We start from the raw sequence: 24,898 nt of genomic DNA, 5'->3' as shown, positions 1-24,898 counted from the left end.
GAACACGGAAGTTAAGCTTCTCAGCGCCGATGGTAGTTGGGGGCTGTCCCCCTGTGAGAGTAGGACGTTGCCAGGCTAAGCCCCTATAGGGGCTATTATTTTGCCGAATTTTATAGTTGGCCCCTTGGTCAAGCGGTTAAGACACCGCCCTTTCACGGCGGTAACACGGGTTCGAATCCCGTAGGGGTCACCAATATTATTTTTACGACAGTAAAAATAATTACCATTATATTGGAGGATTAGCTCAGCTGGGAGAGCATCTGCCTTACAAGCAGAGGGTCGGCGGTTCGATCCCGTCATCCTCCACCATGATTTTTTCTCGAAAGTGAAAATAATCTTCAATAAACGTGCCGTTTTAACTCAATTGGTAGAGCAAGTTCGAGCCCTTCATGGCTCACTTTTTAATTATATATGCGGGTGTGGCGGAATTGGCAGACGCACCAGACTTAGGATCTGGCGCCGCAAGGCGTGGGGGTTCGACTCCCTTCACCCGCACCAAAGTTTTTTGTGATAGCAAAATAACTTTCAATTATGCGGAAGTAGTTCAGTGGTAGAACACCACCTTGCCAAGGTGGGGGTCGCGGGTTCGAATCCCGTCTTCCGCTCCAATTTGCCGGGGTGGCGGAACTGGCAGACGCACAGGACTTAAAATCCTGCGGTAGGTGACTACCGTACCGGTTCGATTCCGGTCCTCGGCACCAGTGTTTTGTGCATGCAAAATAACTTTCATAATGCGCCCGTAGCTCAATTGGATAGAGCGTCTGACTACGGATCAGAAGGTTATGGGTTCGACTCCTTTCGGGCGCGCCATATTGTTTCGGGAAGTAGCTCAGCTTGGTAGAGCACTTGGTTTGGGACCAAGGGGTCGCAGGTTCGAATCCTGTCTTCCCGACCAGTCAAAATATATTCATAACCATGGGGCCTTAGCTCAGCTGGGAGAGCGCCTGCTTTGCACGCAGGAGGTCAGCGGTTCGATCCCGCTAGGCTCCATTCCTTTTATTATCGCGGGGTGGAGCAGTCTGGTAGCTCGTCGGGCTCATAACCCGAAGGTCGCAGGTTCAAATCCTGCCTCCGCAATATATGGTCCGGTAGTTCAGTTGGTTAGAATGCCTGCCTGTCACGCAGGAGGTCGCGGGTTCGAGTCCCGTCCGGACCGTACTTTTACCCCAGTAGGATATAACTACTGTTGATATAGATTTTTTGTGTGGCTCGGGAGCCTGAGGAAACGCCTCTACTAAAATTAAAAAGATAACTTTAAAAAAGCCGTAACCTTGATTGGTTACGGCTTTTTAGGTTACTGCACACTATTTATAATAGAATTAGGAGAGAAAACTGAATTGATAAAGTATTTGTGAAGCTATTTTTTTCGTCATAATGAAGGTTAAAATTGCAATTGGAAGGAGGAGTACTATGATTAGAAGGCTAAATAAAAATGATCATAACGTTTGTCTTAATTTCCTAAAGGCTAGGCCTGCGGAAAACTTATTTATTATTGGTGACATTGAAGCATATGGGTACGAACAAGAGTTTCAAAAGCTTTGGGGAGAGTTTAATGATAGCGGTGAATTGATTGCTGTCTTGTTAAAGTATGAGGAAAACTATATACCATTTTCGACAGCAGCTTTTAATGCCAGAGGATTTGCCGAGATCATGTCTAAAGATCCTGCTTTTAAGATGATGTCTGGACTTAAGGAAATCACAGAACAAATGGAGCCTTACTTGCCTCAACCATATAAAAGGAAAAGACAAACCTATTATGCTAAGTGCACCAAATTGAATGTTGAAACTACGAATATTGATTTTGCAAATGTTCAACAAGCAACTCCCACGGATGCAGCGGATCTTGTTTTATTATTAACCTCTATTCCAGAGTTTTGCAATTCAACTATCACGGTGGATAGAAAAATTCGTGAATTGAAAGACGGCAGTTCCCGGTCATTTTTTCTAGAAGACGATGGAAAAATGGTCTCCACTGCATCAACAGCTGCAGAAAATTCATTGTCCGCAATGGTTGTAGGGGTCGCAACGTTAGAAGACTATAAGAAAAAAGGATATGCAACCAAGTGTATGCTTAAGCTATGCAGCCAACTTTTAAGCGAAGGAAAAGAACTTTGTTTGTTCTACGATAACCCAGAAGCGGGAGCGATTTATAAGCGGATTGGCTTTGAGGATATTGGGTTTTGGATGATGTATACCTATTGAGTAAAACGGAGGTGTTCTATCGGAAAGCCCGGAAGGAAAAAGAAAACTTTCTCAACACTATGAAAATTATCTTCAATTATTAAAGTTTGAGGTTGAAAGAATCTATATCAATTCAAGCTTCGGAAAAACTCATATGCTAGTAAGATTAACGCGGGGATTAATGAGTTTCTAAGTACGCACTACTAATAAAGGAGTGAAGCGAAATTGAAGAAAATTAATTATTCAATTGTGGATGTTTTTTCACAAGGGAAATATACAGGAAATCAACTTGCTGTTTTTAAGAATGCTGGAAATTTATCGGGTGAGGAGATGCAGCAAATCGCCAAGGAAGTGAATTATTCTGAAACGGCTTTTATTTTATCTAATGTGAAAAATAACGGGGGATATGATGTTCGGATTTTTACACCGAATGAAGAAGTTCCTTTCGCAGGCCATCCGACATTGGGTACGGCGTATATTATTAAAAATGATATTCTAGCAGAACCTACGGACAAACTTATGTTGAATTTTAAAGCTGGTCAGATCCCCGTTTCCTTCGACCTTCAGGAAGAAGTGATTTGGATGAAGCAAAATGAACCAACTTTCGGTCAAGTTTTAGAAGCTGATAAAGTTGCTGAAGTTTTAAATATTGATAAAGAATACATAAATGCAAAATATCCTATCCAGGAGGTTTCCACTGGTCTCCCAGTGATCATAGTACCTTTAACCTCTTTAGATGCTGTTAAAAAAGTAAAGATCAACAAAGAAAAATACTTTGAGCTAATTGAACATACGGATGCAAAAGCGGTCCTGGTTTTTTCACCTGAAGCCTATCATTCTGAAAATGATGTGAATGTTCGTGATTTTGGAGAATATTATGGGATTCCTGAGGATGCGGCTACAGGAAGCTCGAACGGTTGTTTAGCCGGTTACCTGGTTAAGTACAGGTTTTTTGAAAAAAATGAAATTGATCTGCGCGTCGAACAAGGATATGAAATGAATCGGCCTTCTTTATTGTTTTTAAAGGCAAGTGATGCTGAAGGGAAAATTAGTGTTTCTGTAGGTGGTAGGGTAGAAAAAATCGCTCAGGGTGAATGGTTGGTGTAGTCGTTTTTTTGATAATCAACCGTACAAAGAGTGGAAAATCATTTTTCCACTCTGCATCATCATCTTTTGATCGGTCTTTCCAGTGTTAAGATTTCATCTTCAAGAGAAGAAAACTGCTGTTCAACCACATGTCTAACATCTAAGACTGCGGCGTTATAAAAGTGAGGAGCGAGCTTCTCCTTAACGAAATCTAATACTCTTTCTGCAGCAAATTCAGTGATATCTTCATCTCTTTCTTGAGAAAAGAAATATTGAATCTCGGAAATCATTAATTCTTGTTGCTCTTTTTTTAATTTCATAAACATTTGAGAACACTCCTTTAAAAGTCTTAACGTAACTATACAATTGATAGATGGTCATTTACAGGCTGTTTTTTTAAAAAATTATATGTACACGGATATTCAATCGGAATGGACTGCTGAATTAGGCGTGGAACGCTAATTTAATCTAAAAGTATGAACCCTGTAATAGAAAAATAAGGAAATAGAATGTGGTGAGGAAAAAGAGTATGACCTAAAATAGAATCAAGTTAGTAAATATACTAGAGGAGGATCTGCCAATGCCTATACGAAATTATACCGTTTTAAAAGGAAGAGTTGTGAACACTGCCATCGGTCGCTCCGGAAAGCCTCATTTTGAAATTCATCTTAAAGATGACCAAGAGACGAATTATCGAATCGCGGTTAACATTCAATCAGGAACGCGCCCCTCGGAAGTTCTTTACTATGTCAGCGAGAATTTCAACTCCGAACAAATCACAAAATTGCCATCACTCCCTTCTGGATTTATTCCCATCACGAACGACAATCAGGAAATTGCCCTCGACTATATTCGCGGGGGATTATTCGATCCCAAGGATATGGTTGCCCTTCCGCCTTTTAAACCCGGTCTCAATAATGATTTAAAAGAAAAAGTAGAGTACTACATCAAGGAAGCCATGGAAAAAAGTGCAACTCTTTATGCTTATGGTGAGAGATGGGGACCGGAGGAGGATGAGCCGGATCAATATTTTCACTTTTTACCTGGTAACGGGATCCATGATATTCATATGAATCAGGGGAATGTGGGTCGTTGGAAAAATGATGATGGAATCTGGCAAGACGGTGGGATCCTTATTCATTTTACTGAAGAGAATCGATGGGCAGGGATTTTTTTAGCCTTCCAATCCCAATCCTGGTGTACGGATGATAATGGACATGCAGTTAAATCTGTAAAGGAATGCAATCATTTAAACGCTGGTAACCTCAGCAACAATCGACAATCTTCGTACTGATCTAGTTGGAGATCCACCTATTATAAGGAAAATCACCTTGCACTTATGGTGCAAGGTGATTTGATGTGGACGGAATTTATTTATAAAATACTTTGTCAATATTGTATTTGGCGTGCTGCTTGTTGATGATGTAGGTTTCGTAAATTTCTCTTTCTGTCGGATCTTCGACGATGCAAACGGCAATTTTATACACTTCATCGCGGTGCAATTTTATCGGGGAAACGGTATCCTCAAAATGTTTCTTTACTCTTGGACGCAGCTTCCGTGCTTTGCCGACATATAGCAGTTCATCTTCTGCGTTAAAAAGCAAGATGATCCCGCCTTTATCACGAGGAATTCGATGATAGTCGGTAAAACCATATTCACTGCTAATCACGGCTTCTACTTTTTCACCTAACTGTTTTTGTTTCGTTAGTACAACATCAGGATTTGGTATTTCAATTTTTATCATAAACTTCACTTCCTATTCTGAGGTAAAACGTAATTTTAGCTCTCTTCAAAATACATTAGGTAGCAGTTATTTTCAAGTTTTTGGGGTTGTTGCCGAGTTTAACTGCTTCTTTTGTCGATTATCAACACACTATTAGTAGATATCAACACAATTTAAGGATGTATCAACAAATTTTAGACGGATATCAACACTTTTTTGATTATATCAACAATTCCGCTGTAAAACCTCATCATTATTTCAATTTTAAAATCGGTATTTGGAAATAAAAAATGAGAAAGATCGTACATATAAAACAGATCCCCCATGCAAATAAGGGATTTCTTTGATGAATTTTGAGACTAATAAATATAAAGAACCAAACTATGAATGACCACCAAAAGTTCCATCCATTGTGATAAGACATTAGTTTCATCAATAAAAAAATGGTCTCAATGACCGTAAATGAAATACTCCAAACAAAAATATAAGAGAATTGTTTAAATAATTGAGTATTGTTTGGATAATGTGAAAGAAAAATTAGTATGATGAGGGGGATATTGGTATAAGCAATAAAAAAATCAGCTATCGTATGATTGGGAACTAAAAAAGATTTATGGAAGAGCCAGAGTGAATGTTTATTGGTAATGATGGCAATAAAAAAATCTACACTAATGGCAAATAGTATGGTTGGGTAATATCCCCTCCAATTTTTCCAATCGGCAAATATGATTGCTGCAACAAGAAGTATGATTGAAAATAGTAAAGGGAAGTATTTAAATAGTTCATGAACCATAGCGTCCTCCTATAAGTCCCAGTCAATATACCATTTTATTATGCCCATAATAAGGAAAATAATTTCAGATTTTAATGAGGAGGAACCCTTTCTACGCATTTTGACAATGTTTTTACCAAAGTGAGGCGGGAAATCCTTATTTACCAATCTATTTCCGGATTCTAATTAAACGTTTGATTAGTAGGCTGGTTTGTAAGAACTGGTCAAAATATGCGGGAATATGCTAGTTTTTGATAGTTTGGGAGATTAACAGGGAGAAACGGAACGATTATATCGACAAAAAATTTCCCCGGAAACTAGAACATGTTCGTTTTCCAAAAGGCTTTGAGGTGGTTTTAATCAAACGTTTGATTAAATAGGAAACCGTCAAAGTTTGTCGTTTTGTGCGTCCATATTTAGTAAAATAGAATAATCTAAACAGATTGGAGGGCAACTAGAAATGCGCGGTTCTTGGAGAGCTTTACTTTGGATTGGATTGTCAGAATTATTTGCATTAAGCCTGTGGTTTAGCGCTTCCGTGATTGCACCTGAACTCATGGACATTTGGAACCTTAAGGAGAGTTCAGAAGCATGGTTATCTGCAGCTGTACCCATCGGTTTTGTAATAGGAGCCTTATTTAGTTCGTATTTTGGTATCGCGGATCGTTTTAATCCTCGAGCCATTTTTGCGATTTCGGCCCTTCTCGGCTCCCTATTGAATGGGTTGTTAATTCTAGCTGATCATGCTTTAATTGGTATTTTCCTTAGGATCCTAACGGGAGCCACTCTAGCCGGTGTTTACCCAATTGCTGTAAAAATATTATCACAGTGGTTCCCCCAAAAACGCGGGCTCGCCATTGGGATCTTAATTGCCGCTTTAACCCTGGGGTCATCGTTACCCCATTTTGTCGTGATGTTTTTTTCTTCGTTAAACTGGCGTATAGTAATTATTTGTAGTTCGATATTGTCCTTATTAGCAGCCATCATGGTCCAGTGGATTTTAGAGGATGCACCAGCAGAACCGAAGAAAGTGCCTTTCTCTTTTAAATTAATCAAAAAGGTAGTAACGAATAAACCAGTCATGCTCGCAAACTATGGTTATTTTGGACACATGTGGGAATTGTATGCGATGTGGACATGGCTTCCCATTTTTTTGGCTGCCAGTTTTAAAAGTTATTCCCCAGAAGTTTCGGACTGGGTTATTTCATTGTCCTCCTTTCTTTCAATCGGTATTGCAGGTGGAATGGGTTCTGTTTTAGGTGGACTGATATCTGATAAGATCGGAAGGTCAAATCTAACGATTGTATCCATGTCAATCAGTGCAATCTGCTCCATTCTAATTGGATTTACATATGGTGGGTTTATTTGGCTAACCTTTATTCTATCGATTATTTGGGGGATGTCCGTGATTGCAGATTCCGCACAATTTTCAGCGGCCGTTTCGGAAGTGGCCGAAGTAGAGTATGTAGGGACGGCCCTTACGTTTCAAATGTGTATTGGATTTTTAATTACTATTTTTTCTATCAATCTCATTCCGATTATTCAGAGGTTTGTAGGTTGGGAATGGGTCTTTTCCCTATTAGCGATCGGACCGATACTAGGAATTGTAGCGATGCTAAAATTTAAACGTCATGAATTTAGGATGGAAAAACAATAATGGGGGAGAAATGGGATTGGAGTTGGTTCAAATGTCACATCAACTTAATCTGTTTGCAAAAAATGAACCCTCTTTTTGTTCTATAATAACTATGATTATAGATTTTTTTATGTCCTTCTAGGAATATTTAATAGATGGGGGAATGATTTCATGAATTCTTGCAGTAATTGTGGTAGAAAAGTTAACAAATCTAGTGGATTCTGTCCGAACTGCGGTTCGAGAATCACAACAGATCATAAGAATATATCGCCAACCCCTAATTCGCGTGTGGAAAAAAAGAAATCTCGTTCGAAAAATAAGAAAATAGTGGCCGTTGGATCCATTGTTGGGATGCTGGCTGTTGTAAGTGTCACTCCGTTCGTAGTTAAAGGCTTGCAAAAGCCAGTAACAAAAACTAGTGTTACAGCAGCCAAAAAGATTGATCCATCAACAGAGAAAGCAACAGAAAATAAAAATGAATCTAGTAACCTTTCGCCAGAAAGTTCAAAACCTTCTTCTTCCGATTATATTGTGCCTACTAGTAATAAGAGGTTGCTGAGCTTAGACGACATAGATATTTTACCAAAATGGCAGCTTCGTTTAGCCAGAAATGAAATCTACGCCCGTCATGGCTACGTGTTTAAATCGAAGGATTTGCAAACGTATTTTTCAGGGAAATCGTGGTATCATCCAAACCCTTCCTTTGATGGCTCATTAAATGATGTAGAAAGACAAAATGTAACCACCATCAAGGCAAGAGAGGATAGTCTATAGTGATCCGCTTTTTTGAGAAATATGGCTCCATTCTTCTCATCCTTGTGATGGTTCTGACCACATTTGTTTGTTTTCAAGCGGTTGAAAAAAAAGAACCCCCAGCAAGGGTTGAAAAAAAGGAAAAGACGGCACCTCCGATCACGGCGAAGCCAAAAAGGAAACCGCTTGTCATCTGCATTGACCCTGGTCACCAGCAAAAGGCTGATTTATCAACTGAAAAAATCGGACCGGGGGCAAACCTGGAAAAAACGAAAGTAACGGGAGGAACTAGGGGGATCACAACTGGTACACCTGAATATAAGCTGACATTAAAGGCTTCTAGAATTTTAGGTGCAATCTTAGAAGAAAAAGGCTTCAAAGTCGTGTATACACGAACCTCGAACGATGTGAATGTAAGTAATAAAGTAAGGGCTGAAATAGCCAATGTGAATAAGGCGGCCTTGTTTATTCGTCTTCATGCGGACGGGTCAACCGATCGGAGTGTCAGAGGCTTTTCGATTCTAACCCCTTCAAGCAAGAATCCTTATACGAAAACCATCTACAAGGATAGTTTAAAGGCTTCCCAATTGATTGTGGATGATGTAAAGGAAAATCGGGATGTCAAAGTAAATGGTATCTCCTTTCGTGATGATTTGTCTGGCACCAATTGGTCTCAAGTCCCAGCGGTTTTAATTGAAATGGGATTCATGACAAACCCAATCGAGGATAAAAACCTTTCGAATGAAACCTATCTCACCTTTTTAATGAAAGATGTTGCTCGTGGGATTGTCGATTTCAGGGAGTCAGTCCGTCATTCATGATCGTACCTGGCACCACATGAATTATTAGAGAACGGTAAAGGTTGCAGGGAGAAGTGTTATGAGCACTTCTCTAATGTTTAACCCTTCACAACCCCATTATTTTTCTACATAAATACCCCAGTTTCCGTTAAAGTAAGTTCTTGCCGGTAATCATTTGCAATTTGGCGAAAAAACATTTGCTGATGTATCCAATCCTGTTACAAATACCCCTAGCCATCCAAGGAAAGAACAATATTCTTCACTAAGTTTTTTACAGAAATTTCCCATCAAATTCAGAAGTAGATGCAAATCTTATGAAAATAGGTATAATTATAGTGCGTGTCAAAGTTGATGAATGATAAAGGGGCACTGGAATGAATTACAAAAAAATCAAACCTAAAAAAATATATGAAGAGGTTGCCGAGGCCATTTATGAATTGATTCGGTCTGGACAGCTTAAACCCGGGGATAAGCTTGACTCTGTACAGCAGCTTGCGGAAAATTTTCAGGTAGGACGTTCGGCTATTCGTGAGGCATTAACCTCATTACGAGCAATGGGACTTGTCGAGTTGAAGCAGGGTGAAGGAACGTACATAAAGGAATTTGAAAAAGATCAAATTGCTTTTCCATTATCAACTGCTATCTTAATGAACAAGGAAGATATTGCAGAATTAGTAGAGGTACGGAAAATTATTGAAAGCGGGACTGCAGTTGCTGCAGCAAAGCGAAGAACCGATCAGCATTTAATGATGATGGAGGCTGCCCTCGAAGCAATGCTTGAAGCAAAAGGTGATGAGGAACTTGGTGAAACGGCAGATTTACAGTTTCACATGGCGCTTGCCGAAGCTGCTCAAAACCGATTATTGCTGAATTTAATGAACCATGTTTCTGAGCTGATGGTAGAAACGATGAGGGAAACGCGCAGGGTTTGGCTGTTTTCAAACGAAACAACACTTGAGCAGTTATATAAGGAGCACTTGGCCATTTATGAAGCCATCAAAGCACAGGACGAAGAGGCAGCAAGGACCAGCATGCTGAAGCACCTTGAAAATGTAGATGCTATTCTAGGGAAGTATTTCCAACATACAACAAAATTTAATGGGGAGTAAAATAGGGTTTCTAGATAGCTGGAACCCTATTTTTTGCATTTTCCAACCAGGTCAAAAAGAATTTTCTTCTTGAAAGCCCTTTTCTAACTTACTACTTTTGGTGTAAGATTTACAATATAATTATCAAGTCATCAGATGACCAGTTAACTTATTTTAAACAGACACGGAGAAAGAATTTATATTTTGAGAGGAAGAGAAAAATGAAGGTTACTCTTTTTGCAACTTGTATCGTTGATATGTTCCAAGGCAATGTTGGCAAGGCAACAGTTGAACTGCTTGAAAGGCTTGGATGTGAAGTAGAATTCCCGGAATCGCAAGTCTGCTGTGGCCAGCCTGCTTACAACAGCGGTTATGTGAAGGAATCAAAAGAAGCGATGAAACGGATGATTGAAGCGTTTCGTGACGCTGAATATGTAGTTTCCCCATCTGGTTCATGTGCGTTTATGTTCCATGAGTATCCTCATATTTTTGCAGGCGACTCTGTATGGGAGCCGAAGGCAAAGGCATTAGCAGCCAAAACCTATGAATTGACCCAATTTATTGTCGAGATTTTAAAAATAGAAGATGTCGGTGCTAGATTTGAAGGCAATGTAACGTATCATACTTCCTGCCATATGACCAGATTACTAGGTGTTAAAGAACCACCTATGATTTTATTACAAAATGTGAAAGGCATAACGTTCACCGAATTACCTGGTAAAGAGCAATGCTGCGGATTTGGAGGCACCTTTTCAGTTAAAATGGCACAAATTTCGGAGCAGATGGTCGATGAGAAGGTCCGGCACGTCGAAGAAACCGGGGCACAGTACCTGGTGGGGGCGGACGCAGCCTGTTTGATGAATATCGGCGGCAGGATGGAACGGCTAGGGAAACCGGTAAAAGTGCTGCATATTGCGGAAGTATTAAACAGCCGTTAATTTTGAAAAAAATGGAGGGGGATTTCCTATGGCAATGAAAATTGGCACGGATCAGTTTAAGGAACGTGTGGATCATGGAATACACGATGAATTCATGCGGGGTGCAGTTGCTGGTGCACAGGACGGAATGGGTTTGAAGCGCAGGGCGGTGACAACGGATGAAATGAGCAACTGGGAAGACTGGCGCAATCACGGTGAAGAAATTCGGCAGCATGTTCTGGAGTATTTGGATTATTACCTGGAGCAGTTGAGTGAAAATGTTGCGGGACGCGGCGGGCACGTCTTTTTCGCACAAACAAAGGAAGAAGCAAATGAATATATTCGAAGTGTTGTCCAGAAGAAAAAGGCAAAAAAAATTGTCAAATCCAAATCGATGGTAACAGAAGAAATCAGCTTAAATGGAATGCTGCAGGAGGAAGGCTGTGAGGTCGTTGAAACGGACCTTGGTGAATATATTCTCCAGCTTGACGATCATGATCCGCCGTCCCATATCGTTGTACCTGCCTTGCATAAAAACAAAGAACAAATTCGCGAAGTTTTTGAAAAGAAATTAGGGTATCGGAACACCTCAAAGCCTGAAGAACTTGCCTATCAAGCGCGTGTCACCCTCCGTGATAAATTTTTGGAGGCGGATATCGGGATAACAGGCTGTAACTTTGCGGTGGCTGAGACAGGTTCCTTCAGCCTCGTTACAAACGAAGGAAATGCTGATTTAGTCACTGCGCTGCCGAAAACGCAAATTACCGTCATGGGGATGGAGCGGATTGTGCCAACCTTTGAGGAAATGGAAGTACTCGTCAGCCTGTTAACAAGAAATGCTGTAGGGCAAAAGCTGACCAGTTATATTACTGTATTGACCGGACCTCGGGAGGAATTGGATGTTGACGGTCCAGAGGAATTCCATTTGGTCATTGTCGATAATGGTAGATCGAAAATTCTTGGTGGTGAATTTCAGTCGGTATTACAATGTATCCGCTGCGCTGCCTGCATTAATGTTTGTCCGGTGTATCGTCATATTGGCGGTCACTCTTATGGTTCCATTTATCCAGGACCAATCGGTGCTGTCCTCACGCCACTCTTGGGCGGTTATGATGAATACAAGGAGCTTCCGTATGCATCTACCCTTTGCGGTGCCTGTACAGAAGTATGTCCGGTGAAAATTCCGCTGCACAACCTGCTGCATAAACACCGTGAAGTGATTGTTGAAAAAGAAGGCAAAGCACCTGTTTCCGAAAAATTATTAATGAAGGCCTTTGGTTTTGGAGCTGCTTCTCCAACTCTTTATAAAATTGGTTCAAAAATTGCGCCTGCTGCGATGTCTCCATTTACCTTGGGGGATAAAATCTCCAAAGGACCGGGACCGCTTAAAGCTTGGACGGATATTCGAGAATTCCCGGCCCCGAATAAAGAGAGATTCAGGGATTGGTTTAAAAATCGCGATAAAGGAGACAAAAAATGATGAATGGCACCATCCATAATCGAGATAAATTTTTAAATCAAGTTGCAAGTCAGCTCAACCGGCCGCGAATTTCCGCTCCGGTTGAAAAGCCGAACTGGAAATACCAGCCTCAATATGAGGTGTTGAAGGATGCAACGCAGGATGAGCTGCTGGAGATTCTAAAGGAGCATTGTAAGAAAATCCATACGAAGATTTTTACAACCGATTTAAAAGGGCTGCCGGAGGTTGTAAATGATGTAGTCGCTGAATATGGGGGCGGCCCGGTTGTGACGTGGAAAGACGAACGGTTCTCGAAGTGGGGGCTTAATTCCCTAATGAAGGAGAAGTGGCCTTCTGAGAAGATTGATGTGTTTGAATGGGATTATAAATTAGGCGAAGAGAATGTTCATAAAGCAGAAAACGCCAATGTCGGCATTACCATTAGTGAAATAACCCTTGCTGAATCTGGAACAGTGGTCTTGTTTAGTGACAAGGACAAGGGCAGAACAGTCAGCTTTTTACCGGCGACATCGATTATGTTGATTCCAAAAAGTACTCTTGTTCCAAGGGCGACGCAAGCGGCTGTGAAAATGCGGGAGATTTATCAGGAGACCGGACATGTGGCGTCCTGCATCAATTTTATTAGCGGCCCTAGTAACTCGGCCGATATTGAGTTGAATCTGGTTGTCGGCGTTCATGGTCCGATAAAGGCTACTTATATTGTGATTAATGATTTATAATTTTTGATGAGGGGCCGCTCCTTAGATGGACACGGCCCCTTTTTCTTTTATTATAGCGACTCCTTCAGGTTGCGTAGTGGGAGACTGAGCAATGGAAAAAAGAATGCTCCCCCTCGCCAATAAGACCTATTCGTTTATTAAGCTTGTACGAAGTTCCTCAGGTGGCAGGCTAATTGAATTTTTAGGTTATCTTCTGGATTATTAAAATCAACATTTAACAGTTCTTCAATTCTTTTTAACCGCTTGTAAAGCGTATTAATATGAATATGAAGCTTTTTAGCTGTTTCGATAGCTGACTTGTTCAGTTGAATATAGGTAAGGAGTGTTTGTTCTAGTTCATGATAGTTCTTTTCTGACAAAAGCTGAGCGAATGTTTCCTCTAAAAAACGTTCAATTTCCTGTGGCTGCTGATGGATAAATAGGCGGTTTACCCCAATGTTTTCATAATGAATCATCTTCTGTTCGCTCCGATTGGCTAAATACGCGAGTGCTTTTTCTGCTTCATCATAGCTCCTTGAAATATATTCAATTCCTTTATAGGTTGAACCAATCCCAACCGATACTTCTAATCCATCCTTATTTCCCCAAATTCTGATTAGGTTTGCGAGTCTTTCTGTTATATTTGCTTGTGGTGCTGGATGATCGGTAGAGATGAGAAGATTGACTTTATTGTGAAAACCATAGATTAACAAATGATGCTCTGGAAAGCCTTTTTTAATAAATGAAACTAAGCGGTGAATATTTGCTTCCAAAAGTTGCAAGTCAGGATATGTTTTTATTTCAAATAAGGCAACACAAAGATAGGAGGATGGAATGAGTCCAAGATCTTTTGCATGTTCATAGAGCGAATCGGGATTTGTATTTTTTATGATTGCAGTAAAATATTCATGGGTTTTTTTGTAGTAAATGTCTGTCAACGTATGTTTTTTTACTAATTCTAATGAAAGGATCGCACTTCCTTGTTCAATCGTTACGATATCCATTTTGCTCAGCGGATTAGTAGCTGATACAATTAGGGACCCTAAAAAGGCCGTACCATTATGAATCGGATAGAGATAATAAGAGCCATTTTCAGTGCTCTGAACTTCGGTATAGCGAGGGCCTTGATTTGGAAGAATGATTTTTTTTATTTCATCCTCATTAAAGATGTAGCGCTGGCTTCGATGACTGCAAAAAAATTCATCTTCCGTGCAGTCATAAAAAGCAATGGGGGATTCCATCATGTTGCCTAATTCCGAAATAATGGTGTTAACCCCTTTATTTTTTAATGAAATTTGTGTTAATGTTTCATGAACTTGAGTACGTTTATTTAACAACGCATTTTTTTCTGTCAACTGCTCGCTTAGTTCTGTCAGCACAGCAATATTATTCTTTATTTCGGTAAAAAGCGCTGCATTTTGAATGGCAATGGCTGCCTGGTCAGCAAACCCTTGTAATAAATCGATATCCCGGTTTGTTAAGCCTCCTTCAGTGAAAAATTGGTGCACCATCATGACGCCAATTCGCTTTTCTCCAACGGAAACCGCTACACAAATTCCTCCTCTAAGAAAATGGTCATTGGAAGAAGACATAATATGATGGTAATTTTCTTCTGAAATCTTTTGTTTGCTCATCGAAGCTAAGATTTCCTTTCGAGAATGGTAAATTCTCGTCTTTCCATCAAGAAAAGTCATTCCCGTAATCGATTCACCATTTTTGGGCTGGAAAAGGTTAATATGTTCATTAAAACCAACAGCGGCCCTTATAACCAATCGTTCCCGCTCCTCGTCAAATAGCTGTAAATACCCTGCATCTGCTGCAGGGATCACCTTGATGGCATTTCGAACGATATTTGTTAACACTTCTTCCGTATTAATGGATGAATTGATTGACCTCGTTGTTTCCATCACCATTCTCCATTCGTGATCCCGCTTTTGAATCAACTCTTGACTGTATAAAGGATAAAAATAATAGTGAAGCTGTTTGAGTGTTTCGTCAGGCAGTAGCAAATTTTCTTTAAAAATGCAAAGACAGATATGAAACTCTTCCGGATATAAAAAATGGAGGATGGTCTTCCCGTTTTGCCTGTTTATCGTACAGTTTTTAAGTGGTTTGGATAGGGAAAAAAATGGCGGTGAAAGAGGAATCTCGATGCCGTTACTATAAATATGTTTTTGATCATGCTGTTGACCTGCCCAAATTTGAAAAGGGGTTTCTTTTATTACATGATCTAAAAAGAATAGAGCTGGCTTTATCACTTCCATAGGAACCTCCTGGTGTAAATACCTACATAAAATTGGGGATAATCGGTAAATACCTACATTGAAAACGCTTTAAAATCATTTTATACTTTTTATAAGATTTTGAAAAGTATGAAGATTATTTGCTATGCAGTCTACTAAAAGGAGGTTTACTTATGCAAGAACAGCTTTTTGATAAACTGGAAAAACTTTATTCAGAAATGGTTGATATTCGAAGGGATCTTCATATGAATCCCGAGCTTTCGTTTCAAGAGGTGAATACACCGAAGAAAGTAGCCACTTTTTTAACCAACTTAGGTTTGGAAGTGAAAACAGGAGTGGGAGGAAGAGGGGTTACGGGATTGCTCCGGGGTGGTAAACCAGGGAAAACCGTCGCATTGCGGGCTGATTTTGATGCCTTGCCGATTCAAGACGAAAAAGATGTTGAATACAAATCCAAGGTCCCTGGAGTGATGCATGCATGTGGTCATGATCTCCATACTGCTGCATTGCTTGGTGTTGCCAAGGTGTTAAGTGAAGTGAGAGACGAATTGGAAGGGAATGTTGTGTTCATTCATCAGTTTGCTGAGGAAGTGATCCCTGGCGGAGCAAAATCAATGGTTGAGGACGGTTGTTTAGAGGGAGTAGATGTGATTTTTGGAGCACACGTTTCTTCCATGCACCCTTATGGAATCATTGGCGTTAAAGAAGGCTACATCTGTGCTTGTGGAGATACATTTGAAATTGAGATTCAAGGCAGAGGCGGTCATGGCGCGACACCTCATTTAACTGTTGACCCTGTTGTGACTGGAAGCCAGCTTGTCATGAATTTGCAGCAAATTGTTAGTAGGCGAGTGGATCCTGTTAAAACAGCAGTGGTTACAGTCGGTGCATTTAATAGTGGAAGCGGCTTTAATGTAATCCCTGATAAAGCGACCATCATCGGAACCGTTCGGACGTTTGATGAAGAGGTAAGGGATATGATCGAGGAACAAATGGAACAAGTGGTCGAGTCCACTTGCAAAGGATCTGGTGCAGTTGCCAACTTCAAATACACGCGAGGCTACCCTGCCGTCTGGAACCACCCAGAGGAAACGAAGAGAATGGAAAAATTAGCGACCTCCTTGTTTGGGGAAAGCAATGTCCACCATATGGAAGCAATGATGGGAATGGAAGACTTTGCTTATTATGTGAAAAAGGTGCCGGGAACTTTCGTATGGGTCGGCGGGGCTAACCCTGAAATCAATGCTACCTACCCGCATCATCATCCAAAGTTTGATGTGGATGAGCGGGCCATGCTGGATATTGGAAAACTATTCATCAGTGCAGTTATGGATTATCTCTCAGAACATTCTTCAGCACAATCTAGTTTAGTTATGCAGGAATCCTAGAATGATTTGAAAAGCGTCCCCCTAGGGTTTACCAACCACAGGGGGCCTGGCGTTCAACTTTTTTACGAGGGGGAATACTAATGAAACCTGTTATTGCGCTACTTTCCTTACTTCCGTTTCTTGGAATGTTAGGATTTCTGCCATTTGTAAACAAGGTAGAACCATATATCTTCGGATTACCATTTGTGTTTTTTTGGGTGATTGTCTGGGTTATTTTGACAGCAGTCCTATTAGCAATCGTCTATAAACTTGACCCAGCGAACAAGGAAGGTGATATAGGATGAATTCAGCCCTTTTGGTAATCTTTGGGTTTCTAGTCTTTGCACTTTATTTAGGGATCAAAGCGAGAAAAGGAAAGGATATGAACCTTGAGCAGTGGGCAGTCGGTGGACGAGGTTTTGGTGCAATCTTTGTCTTTCTTTTAATGGCGGGTGAATCCTTCACGACGTTTACATTCCTTGGTGCAAGTTCCTGGGCCTATGGAAAAGGAGGACCTGCTCTCTATATTCTCGCCTATTTAAGTCTTATCTATGTCTTAATCTACTGGGTATTTCCATCTATTTGGAAGTATGCAAAAGACCATAATGCAGTATCACAATCCGACTTCTTTGTTAGTAAGTACAAAAGCAAATATCTTGGGGTCCTTGTAACCTTTATCGGTGTGATCTCCATGATCCCTTATATTGTCCTTCAATTAAAAGGGCTTGGGATTATTGTTTCAGAAGCTTCCTATGGAACCATTTCTCCAACTGTTGCGATTTGGATTGCAGCCATTTCCGTGACCATTTATGTCATGATTTCTGGTATTCACGGATCTGCTTGGACAGCAGTTGTTAAGGATATTATGATTTTTGGGATCGTTGTTTTTATCGGCTTATATATTCCTTTTCACTATTACGGCGGAATTCAGCCAATGTTTGAGAAAATTAATGCGGCCAATCCGGGATTTTTAACGATACCTGATAAAGGATTAAGCATGTCTTGGTTAATCTCTACCGTTATTATGACTGTATTTGGTGCGGTCATGTGGCCTCATATATTCGTTTCTGCGTTTTCGGCCAAGAGTGCAAAAGCGATTCGAAAGAACGCAATATTTACACCGCTTTATGTTGTGATGCTGCTTTTCGTATTCTTTGTCGGTTTTGCCGCAATCGGTCAAGTTCCTGGTTTAGAGGGACCTGCAACCGATCTTGCTCTGCTTAAAATTTCCATTCAAACATTTGATCCATGGTTTGTCGGAGTCATCGGGGCAGCAGGTTTATTAACAGCATTAGTTCCTGGATCGATGATGTTAATGACTTCCTCTAGTGCACTGGCGAAAAATGTGTATAAAGTGATGATTCCATCCGCATCGGATAAGCAAGTATCCACTCTTTCAAAAGCGTTCGTTCCTGTCATCGCCCTCATTTCAGTCTATTTTACTCTAAATGGCGGAGACGGAATTGTTACGTTACTTTTGATGGCCTATAGTTTTGTTACACAATTATTCCCGGCGCTGATCGCTTGTTTAATGAAGAATAACTTTGTTACGAAGCAGGGGGCTGCGGTCGGAATGATTGTAGGAGTGCTCGTCGTAGGTTATGTTACCATTACCGGGGCCTCGATTGGTACATTGTTCCCATCTTTGCCGCAAGCAGTTCAAGAATTAAACACGGGGATTATCGCTCTTATTGTAAATGTTTCTGCTACGATTATCGTAAGTCTAGTTACAAGAAGCAAAGTCGTTCAATCATCTGTAAAAGACGAAGCTCAATCTGTTTAAGCATGAATAACATAGAACAATTCTGTATGAAAGATTACTCAGCGGCACGAAATTCAGCTTTGTGAATCGGTGCGACGTTCAAAGGTCAAGCAGGAGGTGATAAAATCACCTTCTGCTTTTTCATTTCTCACTCTATTTTTCTCTGAAAAAAAATGAGGTTAGGTAAATCTTATTAATAAGAAGTGTGCATTTTTCCTCATTTTTTCCCCCTCTTGAATAGGTTTATCTTAACTAGACAATAAAATTCAGGTTAAGTAGACTTAAAACTACATCATGTTTAATGGTCAAAGAGTCATTCTAGAAACTTTACTTGGACCTCCTAATCTACTAAACACCAATAAGAGACGGAAAATTTAAATTAGATAAAAGATCTATCATGCAATACTAATGGGAAAAATCAAATGAATTTGGATAAAGGAGGAATCATCATGTTAGAATTTGATGACAATTTCGACCAATTCGCTACAATCAAAGTCATTGGTGTTGGCGGCGGAGGAAACAACGCCGTGAACCGAATGATCGAGGCTGGAGTGGAGGGTGTAGAATTTATTGCTGTTAATACCGATGCACAGGCTCTTAATCAATCAAAAGCCGAGATTACAATGCAAATCGGCGGGGCCTTGACAAGGGGGTTAGGAGCTGGTGCCAATCCGGAAATAGGAAGAAAGGCCGCCGAAGAAAGCAAACAGCAGATCGAAGAGGTTTTAGCAGGGGCAGACATGGTTTTCGTTACAGCTGGGATGGGCGGCGGGACTGGTACAGGGGCAGCTCCGGCTATTGCAAAAATTGCCCGTAAGCTTGGCGCTCTAACAATTGGGGTTGTTACCCGTCCGTTTAAATTTGAAGGTCTAAAACGTTCAAAAAACGCTGAGATCGGAATTAATGCCATCGGGGAAGCGGTGGACACCCTTATCATTATTCCCAATGACCGTTTATTGGAGATTGTAGATAAAAAGACCCCCATGGTGGAAGCTTTCCGTGAAGCGGATAATGTCCTCAGACAGGGGGTTCAAGGGATTTCTGATTTAATTGCTGTGCCTGGTTTAATCAACCTAGATTTTGCTGATGTAAAAACGGTCATGTCTCATAAAGGGACTGCCCTAATGGGAATCGGTATTGCCACTGGGAGTAATCGTGCGGCTGAAGCTGCTCGGAAAGCCTTGAATAGCCCGCTACTGGAAACCTCCATCAATGGAGCGCAAGGTGTGATCATGAATATAACGGGCGGCAATAATTTAAGTCTTTTTGAAGTACAGGAAGCAGCCGATATCGTTGCTGATGCTTCTCATGAGGAATTAAATATGATTTTTGGGTCGGTTATTAACGAAAACTTACAAGATGAAATCATTGTAACCGTCATTGCTACTGGATTCAATGAGGAAGAGGAAACCGTTGTAGAAACGCCTTCCCTGCCTTCCGTGGAAGAAATATCTGATACATATCACAGGGAACATAGGTTACCGCGCAGACCACGTGAGCCGAGATACCAAAGTGAACCCGTTCAAGAGTATGACCGATACTCGGAACCCCCTAGGGAAGATTACAACCGATACTCGGAACCTCCTAGGGAAGATTACAACCGATATTCCGAACCTCCGAGGAGAGATTACGACCGATATTCCAAACCTCCGCGGGAAGATTATGATCGGTACTCCGAACCGCAAAAAGAAAATTATGACCGATACAACGAGCAGACAAAAGACCCTTTGGATATTCCATCGTTCTTGCGCAATCGAAGGAGACGAACCTAATCTCATTTTAAGAAGCCGCAGGATCTGCTCCAAATCAATGAATACAAAAAAACGCTCAGGATGAGCGTTTTTTGTATTTCCAATGTTACTGGAGTCAGCTGCGTGAGGATATGGATAAAGGCGTATTTGACCGGTTCAAGTCGCTTCCGATTGCGCGGATTGCTCCGCTGGCGGGAGCGTTGTTGGCAGATACAATCAGGTATACCATTGCGACCGTACTTACTTTTACCATGGGGTATATCATGGGTTATTGTCCGGATGGTGGACTGGGTAACGTTTTCATTGCAGGGGTGCTTGTCATTGTATGTTCCTGGGCCATCAGCTGGATCTTTGCCTTTTTCGCTGTGATTGCACGTACTGCTTCAAGTGTTCAGGGGATATCAATGCTTGCCCTGTTCCCGCTTACGTTTCTTTCTAATGCTTTTGTGCCGGTTAAGACAATGCCAGACTGGCTCCAATGGTTTGTGAAGATGAACCCAATCTCACATCTTGTAACGGTCGTCCGTAATCTTGCCAACAATGGAAAATTTGGTTGGGATTTTACAATATCCCTTATTGGAGCTGCAGTAATTTTAGCAATCTTTGCACCCATCACGGTCCGTGCCTATATGCGACGGACATAGATACTAGAATCTTTACTAGATTATTTTTGGTAAATAAAAAACACTGCAACCCTTGGTACATAAAAGAGTTGCAGTGTTTTGCATAATAATGGGTATACTATAAATAAGCTGTTTAATATGTTTTAGTTTAATATGGTTACCTTTAGGTGTTTTACCCCAAAATTGATTGCATCGTGTTCAGAAGGGATAAAGACATCAATTCGATTTCCTTTAATCGCTCCGCCAGTATCTCCAGCGATCGCTTCCCCATAACCTTCTACATAAACTTTACTGCCAAGTGGGATAACAGTTGGGTCAACGGCGATGACCTTTTGATTTGGATTTGCTTTAATGTTCATTCCAGTTGCTGTAATGCCGGAACACCCCTCGCATGAGGCTGTATAAGCTGTAGCTTTCACGGTAATTTCTTTAGAACTTGAATCACTTTTTGCTTCAGCTTTTACTTCTGGTGCGCTTTCTTTAGGTTCAGGTGCAGCTTTTACCGCTGGTGCGCTTTCCTTTTGTGTTGATTGAGTTTTAAAAACAGGTGCATTTTCCTTAGATTCTTGTAGTGCAAGGTTCATTGTTTTTTCTGTTACAGCCGTGTTATTTGTATTTAAGCCATCATAGATTAATAGATTTAATCCAGGATGAATGAGATCGGTATTTAAATAGTTCCATTCTTTAATTAGCGAAACAGATGTATGATAATTCATGGCAATGTCCCATAATGTGTCACCTTGTTTAACCGTATAATGTTTCTCTTCTGCAATGGTTAGTTTATCGCCAGGATAGATAAGATCTGTAGTAAGATGGTTCCAGTTTTGAATGTTTTCTACTGATGTATTATGTACGCGTGATAGATCCCATAGGGTATCCCCTTTTTGTACAGTAATCGTTGCAGCTGACACATTAGCACTTACAGTTACTGAGAGTACAGCAACTGCTATCAATGATATAATTTTTTTAAGCATTCTTTTACCCTCCGTTTTCTTTGGTTGCTAAGTTTTCATAATCGTAACATGAAATATTCTGAAACAAAGAACAGAGAGATGTTAATTCGATTACCATCGTGGCATTTATATTGCGATAATATGTCGGAAATAGTTGAATAATCGGAAAGTGGTGGTTTTTGAAGGCTCTCAATGCAAAAGTCCAATTGAAGGAAATAGGAATGATAAAGATAAATTTATTGAGAATTTGGAGCGAAGAGCGATTAAATAGGCAAAAAAAATAAAGGGTATTCTTCTACAAACGAATTTCCCTTTCTTTCATTAAGTTTATATAATAGGTTATTGATCAATGACGTATCCAGGTATGATTCAAGGGGGCATCTGGAAACATTACTTTTTCTCCACTTTTACGATGCCCTTGCCCAAATTATCCTTTTCAAAATAACATAAGACCTCATCATGAACTTTTATCTTTTCTCCCGAAACGATGTTTTTAGAAGAAAAACGAATCCCTGTCCCGTTATCGCCTTTTCCGTAGTAGTTATTCCCTTTAATATTGGTAATCTTGTATTCCTTTGTAATGTACAGAGAGGAACCGTTTCCCTTAGAAATTGAATTGTTAACAGGATCGGCTGTGTGAACTTTAACGAATAGTAATGCTACTAAAATGGATGAGAGCACAACAAGAATGATAGCTTTTTTAACCATGGTATCTTACCTCCATTATGTATTTTAAGATAGGAGAGTGGAAAGTAAATCCTACTTTTTTCCTTTGGTCCTTATACCTACATCGAGACCCAATCCTATTATCCATCATAGCAGGTTCTTAAGAATGGGAATAAGTTATTTATAAACCGTTGACATAAGTGAAGTAATCTAGTAATATTACTTCTTGTCACTGACAGAAAATATTAAACTTCAAAAAATAGTTGATATGTTTAATTGTTTCTGTTAAGATAGTAAATGTCGCTGATTCAAGCGGAAATTATTTTTAAAAAAATAATTGACACGCTGAAGACAAGATGATATATTAATATCCTGCTTTAAAAATTGCTCTTTGAAAACTAAACAAACAAAAACGTCAACAAACAATAATAATCATGTTTCTTCTATTATATAGAGAACATGAGCCAACGTAACAAATGAGCTAAATCAACTTTCTTGGAGAGTTTGATCCTGGCTCAGGACGAACGCTGGCGGCGTGCCTAATACATGCAAGTCGAGCGAATCAATAGGAGCTTGCTCCTGTTGGTTAGCGGCGGACGGGTGAGTAACACGTGGGCAACCTGCCTGTAAGACTGGGATAACTTCGGGAAACCGGAGCTAATACCGGATAATCCTTTTCCTCTCATGAGGAAAAGCTGAAAGTCGGTTTCGGCTGACACTTACAGATGGGCCCGCGGCGCATTAGCTAGTTGGTGAGGTAACGGCTCACCAAGGCGACGATGCGTAGCCGACCTGAGAGGGTGATCGGCCACACTGGGACTGAGACACGGCCCAGACTCCTACGGGAGGCAGCAGTAGGGAATCTTCCGCAATGGACGAAAGTCTGACGGAGCAACGCCGCGTGAGCGATGAAGGCCTTCGGGTCGTAAAGCTCTGTTGTTAGGGAAGAACAAGTATCGGAGTAACTGCCGGTACCTTGACGGTACCTAACCAGAAAGCCACGGCTAACTACGTGCCAGCAGCCGCGGTAATACGTAGGTGGCAAGCGTTGTCCGGAATTATTGGGCGTAAAGCGCGCGCAGGCGGTCCTTTAAGTCTGATGTGAAAGCCCACGGCTCAACCGTGGAGGGTCATTGGAAACTGGGGGACTTGAGTGCAGAAGAGGAAAGCGGAATTCCACGTGTAGCGGTGAAATGCGTAGAGATGTGGAGGAACACCAGTGGCGAAGGCGGCTTTCTGGTCTGTAACTGACGCTGAGGCGCGAAAGCGTGGGGAGCAAACAGGATTAGATACCCTGGTAGTCCACGCCGTAAACGATGAGTGCTAAGTGTTAGAGGGTTTCCGCCCTTTAGTGCTGCAGCTAACGCATTAAGCACTCCGCCTGGGGAGTACGGCCGCAAGGCTGAAACTCAAAGGAATTGACGGGGGCCCGCACAAGCGGTGGAGCATGTGGTTTAATTCGAAGCAACGCGAAGAACCTTACCAGGTCTTGACATCCTCTGACACTCCTAGAGATAGGACTTTCCCCTTCGGGGGACAGAGTGACAGGTGGTGCATGGTTGTCGTCAGCTCGTGTCGTGAGATGTTGGGTTAAGTCCCGCAACGAGCGCAACCCTTGATCTTAGTTGCCAGCATTCAGTTGGGCACTCTAAGGTGACTGCCGGTGACAAACCGGAGGAAGGTGGGGATGACGTCAAATCATCATGCCCCTTATGACCTGGGCTACACACGTGCTACAATGGATGGTACAAAGGGCAGCAAAGCCGCGAGGCCTAGCCAATCCCATAAAACCATTCTCAGTTCGGATTGTAGGCTGCAACTCGCCTACATGAAGCCGGAATCGCTAGTAATCGCGGATCAGCATGCCGCGGTGAATACGTTCCCGGGCCTTGTACACACCGCCCGTCACACCACGAGAGTTTGTAACACCCGAAGTCGGTGGGGTAACCGTAAGGAGCCAGCCGCCTAAGGTGGGACAGATGATTGGGGTGAAGTCGTAACAAGGTAGCCGTATCGGAAGGTGCGGCTGGATCACCTCCTTTCTAAGGATAATGCAGTCCTCATGGACTGATAAAAAGGTTGACAGTTTCTTGTTTGTTTAGTTTTGAGAGTTTAATCTCTCTTTGAATTTAATAATCCTTTATAGTGGGGGCCTATAGCTCAGCTGGTTAGAGCGCACGCCTGATAAGCGTGAGGTCGATGGTTCGAGTCCATTTAGGCCCACCATTCTCTATATGGGGTCTTAGCTCAGCTGGGAGAGCGCCTGCTTTGCACGCAGGAGGTCAGGGGTTCGATCCCCCTAGACTCCACCAATAATTGTTCTTTGAAAACTAGATAATCGTAAGAAGAAGTAACCAAGTAAAAACCGAGTAATCGCCATTTTAGTTTTTCTCTCTAA

Annotated in this window: 20 protein-coding genes, 12 tRNA genes, 2 rRNA genes and 1 pseudogene; 29 read left to right on the top strand and 6 right to left on the bottom strand. The window is 41.2% G+C overall.

Annotation, left to right across the window (positions count from 1 at the left end; translation table 11 throughout):
• The 13 genes from rrf to ACFQZ9_RS24680 form a co-directional block, all read left to right on the top strand.
• Window positions 1-76, top strand: a 5S ribosomal RNA gene (rrf, locus tag ACFQZ9_RS24740); the annotation flags it as partial.
• A 42-nt stretch (window positions 77-118) separates the two neighbouring features.
• Window positions 119-193: transfer RNA gene (locus ACFQZ9_RS24735), tRNA-Glu, on the top strand.
• A gap of 40 nt (window positions 194-233) precedes the next feature.
• Window positions 234-309, top strand: a tRNA-Val gene (locus tag ACFQZ9_RS24730).
• 104 nt (window positions 310-413) lie between these two features.
• Window positions 414-498: transfer RNA gene (locus tag ACFQZ9_RS24725), tRNA-Leu, on the top strand.
• Window positions 499-533: 35 nt separating this feature from the next.
• Window positions 534-608, top strand: a tRNA-Gly gene (locus ACFQZ9_RS24720).
• 4 nt (window positions 609-612) lie between these two features.
• Window positions 613-701, top strand: a tRNA-Leu gene (locus ACFQZ9_RS24715).
• Window positions 702-733: 32 nt separating this feature from the next.
• Window positions 734-810 (top strand) — tRNA-Arg (locus ACFQZ9_RS24710).
• A gap of 8 nt (window positions 811-818) precedes the next feature.
• Window positions 819-895, top strand: a tRNA-Pro gene (locus ACFQZ9_RS24705).
• Between the two features lie 22 nt (window positions 896-917).
• Window positions 918-990, top strand: a tRNA-Ala gene (locus tag ACFQZ9_RS24700).
• Between the two features lie 13 nt (window positions 991-1,003).
• Window positions 1,004-1,077: transfer RNA gene (locus tag ACFQZ9_RS24695), tRNA-Met, on the top strand.
• A 5-nt stretch (window positions 1,078-1,082) separates the two neighbouring features.
• Window positions 1,083-1,156: transfer RNA gene (locus ACFQZ9_RS24690), tRNA-Asp, on the top strand.
• A 254-nt stretch (window positions 1,157-1,410) separates the two neighbouring features.
• Window positions 1,411-2,202, top strand: coding sequence for a GNAT family N-acetyltransferase (locus tag ACFQZ9_RS24685; RefSeq protein ID WP_498946056.1), 792 nt, complete (start codon window positions 1,411-1,413; stop codon window positions 2,200-2,202).
• Between the two features lie 204 nt (window positions 2,203-2,406).
• Window positions 2,407-3,288, top strand: a complete 882-nt coding sequence (locus tag ACFQZ9_RS24680; protein WP_498946055.1) for a PhzF family phenazine biosynthesis protein — start codon at window positions 2,407-2,409, stop codon at window positions 3,286-3,288.
• Window positions 3,289-3,347: 59 nt separating this feature from the next.
• Here the strand turns inward: ACFQZ9_RS24680 and ACFQZ9_RS24675 are convergent, their stop codons facing one another.
• Window positions 3,348-3,593: a DUF2164 domain-containing protein gene (locus tag ACFQZ9_RS24675; RefSeq protein ID WP_498946054.1), complete on the bottom strand. Its 246-nt coding sequence runs from the start codon at window positions 3,591-3,593 to the stop codon at window positions 3,348-3,350.
• A gap of 254 nt (window positions 3,594-3,847) precedes the next feature.
• On the opposite strand from ACFQZ9_RS24675, the gene ACFQZ9_RS24670 reads away from it, so the two are divergent.
• A complete protein-coding gene (locus tag ACFQZ9_RS24670) occupies window positions 3,848-4,561 on the top strand; it encodes a YukJ family protein (RefSeq protein WP_498946053.1) in 714 nt (237 codons plus the stop codon).
• 76 nt (window positions 4,562-4,637) lie between these two features.
• On the opposite strand, the gene ACFQZ9_RS24665 is transcribed toward ACFQZ9_RS24670, so the two are convergent.
• Both ACFQZ9_RS24665 and ACFQZ9_RS24660 read right to left on the bottom strand, forming a co-directional pair.
• Entirely contained in the window at window positions 4,638-5,012 is a 375-nt protein-coding gene (locus tag ACFQZ9_RS24665) for a nucleotide excision repair endonuclease (protein ID WP_498946052.1), read from the bottom strand.
• Window positions 5,013-5,244: 232 nt separating this feature from the next.
• Complete coding sequence (locus ACFQZ9_RS24660) at window positions 5,245-5,784, bottom strand: CBO0543 family protein (protein WP_498946051.1); 540 nt, start codon at window positions 5,782-5,784, stop codon at window positions 5,245-5,247.
• Window positions 5,785-6,223: 439 nt separating this feature from the next.
• Here ACFQZ9_RS24660 and ACFQZ9_RS24655 point away from each other — a divergent pair, with 439 nt between their 5' ends.
• The 7 genes from ACFQZ9_RS24655 (at window position 6,224) to ACFQZ9_RS24625 (ending at window position 13,156) form a co-directional block, all read left to right on the top strand.
• Complete coding sequence (locus ACFQZ9_RS24655) at window positions 6,224-7,420, top strand: MFS transporter (RefSeq protein WP_498946050.1); 1,197 nt, start codon at window positions 6,224-6,226, stop codon at window positions 7,418-7,420.
• Window positions 7,421-7,570: 150 nt separating this feature from the next.
• Window positions 7,571-8,173, top strand: coding sequence for a YARHG domain-containing protein (locus ACFQZ9_RS24650; RefSeq protein ID WP_498946049.1), 603 nt, complete (start codon window positions 7,571-7,573; stop codon window positions 8,171-8,173).
• Entirely contained in the window at window positions 8,173-8,973 is an 801-nt protein-coding gene (locus ACFQZ9_RS24645; protein ID WP_498946048.1) for an N-acetylmuramoyl-L-alanine amidase, read from the top strand. Before ACFQZ9_RS24650 ends, ACFQZ9_RS24645 begins: the two co-directional genes overlap by 1 nt.
• A 353-nt stretch (window positions 8,974-9,326) precedes the next feature.
• Window positions 9,327-10,061: a FadR/GntR family transcriptional regulator gene (locus ACFQZ9_RS24640; protein WP_498946047.1), complete on the top strand. Its 735-nt coding sequence runs from the start codon at window positions 9,327-9,329 to the stop codon at window positions 10,059-10,061.
• A 200-nt stretch (window positions 10,062-10,261) separates the two neighbouring features.
• On the top strand, window positions 10,262-10,978 hold the full coding sequence (locus tag ACFQZ9_RS24635; protein WP_498946046.1) for a (Fe-S)-binding protein: 717 nt from the start codon (window positions 10,262-10,264) through the stop codon (window positions 10,976-10,978).
• A gap of 28 nt (window positions 10,979-11,006) precedes the next feature.
• Entirely contained in the window at window positions 11,007-12,437 is a 1,431-nt protein-coding gene (locus ACFQZ9_RS24630) for a lactate utilization protein B (protein WP_498946045.1), read from the top strand.
• Window positions 12,437-13,156: a LutC/YkgG family protein gene (locus ACFQZ9_RS24625; protein WP_498946044.1), complete on the top strand. Its 720-nt coding sequence runs from the start codon at window positions 12,437-12,439 to the stop codon at window positions 13,154-13,156. Before ACFQZ9_RS24630 ends, ACFQZ9_RS24625 begins: the two co-directional genes overlap by 1 nt.
• A 137-nt stretch (window positions 13,157-13,293) precedes the next feature.
• Here the strand turns inward: ACFQZ9_RS24625 and ACFQZ9_RS24620 are convergent, their stop codons facing one another.
• Complete coding sequence (locus ACFQZ9_RS24620; RefSeq protein ID WP_498946043.1) at window positions 13,294-15,399, bottom strand: helix-turn-helix domain-containing protein; 2,106 nt, start codon at window positions 15,397-15,399, stop codon at window positions 13,294-13,296.
• A 152-nt stretch (window positions 15,400-15,551) separates the two neighbouring features.
• Between ACFQZ9_RS24620 and ACFQZ9_RS24615 the strand changes: the two genes are divergently transcribed.
• The 5 genes and pseudogenes from ACFQZ9_RS24615 to ACFQZ9_RS24595 all read left to right on the top strand — a co-directional run.
• Window positions 15,552-16,766 carry an amidohydrolase gene (locus tag ACFQZ9_RS24615; RefSeq protein WP_498946042.1) on the top strand — a complete coding sequence of 405 codons (1,215 nt, stop codon included), beginning with the start codon at window positions 15,552-15,554 and terminating at the stop codon, window positions 16,764-16,766.
• An 80-nt stretch (window positions 16,767-16,846) separates the two neighbouring features.
• The gene (locus ACFQZ9_RS24610) at window positions 16,847-17,050 is read left to right on the top strand and encodes a DUF3311 domain-containing protein (RefSeq protein WP_198313857.1); all 204 of its coding nucleotides are present in this window, start codon (window positions 16,847-16,849) and stop codon (window positions 17,048-17,050) included.
• The gene (locus ACFQZ9_RS24605; RefSeq protein WP_498946041.1) at window positions 17,047-18,528 is read left to right on the top strand and encodes a sodium:solute symporter family protein; all 1,482 of its coding nucleotides are present in this window, start codon (window positions 17,047-17,049) and stop codon (window positions 18,526-18,528) included. Before ACFQZ9_RS24610 ends, ACFQZ9_RS24605 begins: the two co-directional genes overlap by 4 nt.
• A gap of 428 nt (window positions 18,529-18,956) precedes the next feature.
• Entirely contained in the window at window positions 18,957-20,279 is a 1,323-nt protein-coding gene (gene ftsZ, locus ACFQZ9_RS24600; RefSeq protein WP_498946039.1) for a cell division protein FtsZ, read from the top strand.
• 95 nt (window positions 20,280-20,374) lie between these two features.
• A pseudogene (locus ACFQZ9_RS24595) lies at window positions 20,375-20,902 on the top strand (ABC transporter permease); the annotation flags it as partial.
• Between the two features lie 122 nt (window positions 20,903-21,024).
• Here ACFQZ9_RS24595 and ACFQZ9_RS24590 read toward each other — a convergent pair.
• Both ACFQZ9_RS24590 and ACFQZ9_RS24585 read right to left on the bottom strand, forming a co-directional pair.
• Complete coding sequence (locus ACFQZ9_RS24590; protein WP_498946038.1) at window positions 21,025-21,855, bottom strand: 3D domain-containing protein; 831 nt, start codon at window positions 21,853-21,855, stop codon at window positions 21,025-21,027.
• A 369-nt stretch (window positions 21,856-22,224) separates the two neighbouring features.
• Entirely contained in the window at window positions 22,225-22,542 is a 318-nt protein-coding gene (locus tag ACFQZ9_RS24585) for a hypothetical protein (RefSeq protein WP_198313850.1), read from the bottom strand.
• 450 nt (window positions 22,543-22,992) lie between these two features.
• Between ACFQZ9_RS24585 and ACFQZ9_RS24580 the strand changes: the two genes are divergently transcribed.
• The 3 genes from ACFQZ9_RS24580 to ACFQZ9_RS24570 all read left to right on the top strand — a co-directional run bounded on the left by ACFQZ9_RS24580 (window position 22,993) and on the right by ACFQZ9_RS24570 (window position 24,812).
• Window positions 22,993-24,542: ribosomal RNA gene (locus ACFQZ9_RS24580) — 16S ribosomal RNA — on the top strand.
• Window positions 24,543-24,649: 107 nt separating this feature from the next.
• Window positions 24,650-24,726 (top strand) — tRNA-Ile (locus ACFQZ9_RS24575).
• Window positions 24,727-24,736: 10 nt separating this feature from the next.
• Window positions 24,737-24,812: transfer RNA gene (locus tag ACFQZ9_RS24570), tRNA-Ala, on the top strand.
• The last annotated feature ends 86 nt before the right edge of the window (window positions 24,813-24,898 follow it).

Origin of the sequence: Neobacillus sp. GCM10027624 (genome assembly GCF_042675345.1) — a bacterium.
In the GTDB taxonomy this organism is placed as follows: Bacteria; Bacillota; Bacilli; order Bacillales; family Cytobacillaceae; genus Neobacillus; species Neobacillus cucumis_D.
Note: the sequence above shows the minus strand (reverse complement) of the source record. Positions and strands in the feature narration are given on the sequence as shown.

Excerpts from the sequence above, each read along its gene's own strand:
- ACFQZ9_RS24685 (WP_498946056.1), top strand. The coding sequence starts at position 1,411 with ATGATTAGAAGGCTAAATAAAAATGATCATAACGTTTGTCTTAATTTC.
- ACFQZ9_RS24675 (WP_498946054.1), bottom strand. The coding sequence starts at position 3,593 with ATGTTTATGAAATTAAAAAAAGAGCAACAAGAATTAATGATTTCCGAG.
- ACFQZ9_RS24670 (WP_498946053.1), top strand. The coding sequence starts at position 3,848 with ATGCCTATACGAAATTATACCGTTTTAAAAGGAAGAGTTGTGAACACT.
- ACFQZ9_RS24665 (WP_498946052.1), bottom strand. The coding sequence starts at position 5,012 with ATGATAAAAATTGAAATACCAAATCCTGATGTTGTACTAACGAAACAA.
- ACFQZ9_RS24660 (WP_498946051.1), bottom strand. The coding sequence starts at position 5,784 with ATGGTTCATGAACTATTTAAATACTTCCCTTTACTATTTTCAATCATA.
- ACFQZ9_RS24655 (WP_498946050.1), top strand. The coding sequence starts at position 6,224 with ATGCGCGGTTCTTGGAGAGCTTTACTTTGGATTGGATTGTCAGAATTA.
- ACFQZ9_RS24650 (WP_498946049.1), top strand. The coding sequence starts at position 7,571 with ATGAATTCTTGCAGTAATTGTGGTAGAAAAGTTAACAAATCTAGTGGA.
- ACFQZ9_RS24640 (WP_498946047.1), top strand. The coding sequence starts at position 9,327 with ATGAATTACAAAAAAATCAAACCTAAAAAAATATATGAAGAGGTTGCC.
- ACFQZ9_RS24635 (WP_498946046.1), top strand. The coding sequence starts at position 10,262 with ATGAAGGTTACTCTTTTTGCAACTTGTATCGTTGATATGTTCCAAGGC.
- ACFQZ9_RS24630 (WP_498946045.1), top strand. The coding sequence starts at position 11,007 with ATGGCAATGAAAATTGGCACGGATCAGTTTAAGGAACGTGTGGATCAT.
- ACFQZ9_RS24625 (WP_498946044.1), top strand. The coding sequence starts at position 12,437 with ATGAATGGCACCATCCATAATCGAGATAAATTTTTAAATCAAGTTGCA.
- ACFQZ9_RS24620 (WP_498946043.1), bottom strand. The coding sequence starts at position 15,399 with ATGGAAGTGATAAAGCCAGCTCTATTCTTTTTAGATCATGTAATAAAA.
- ACFQZ9_RS24615 (WP_498946042.1), top strand. The coding sequence starts at position 15,552 with ATGCAAGAACAGCTTTTTGATAAACTGGAAAAACTTTATTCAGAAATG.
- ACFQZ9_RS24610 (WP_198313857.1), top strand. The coding sequence starts at position 16,847 with ATGAAACCTGTTATTGCGCTACTTTCCTTACTTCCGTTTCTTGGAATG.
- ACFQZ9_RS24605 (WP_498946041.1), top strand. The coding sequence starts at position 17,047 with ATGAATTCAGCCCTTTTGGTAATCTTTGGGTTTCTAGTCTTTGCACTT.
- ftsZ (WP_498946039.1), top strand. The coding sequence starts at position 18,957 with ATGTTAGAATTTGATGACAATTTCGACCAATTCGCTACAATCAAAGTC.
- ACFQZ9_RS24590 (WP_498946038.1), bottom strand. The coding sequence starts at position 21,855 with ATGCTTAAAAAAATTATATCATTGATAGCAGTTGCTGTACTCTCAGTA.
- ACFQZ9_RS24585 (WP_198313850.1), bottom strand. The coding sequence starts at position 22,542 with ATGGTTAAAAAAGCTATCATTCTTGTTGTGCTCTCATCCATTTTAGTA.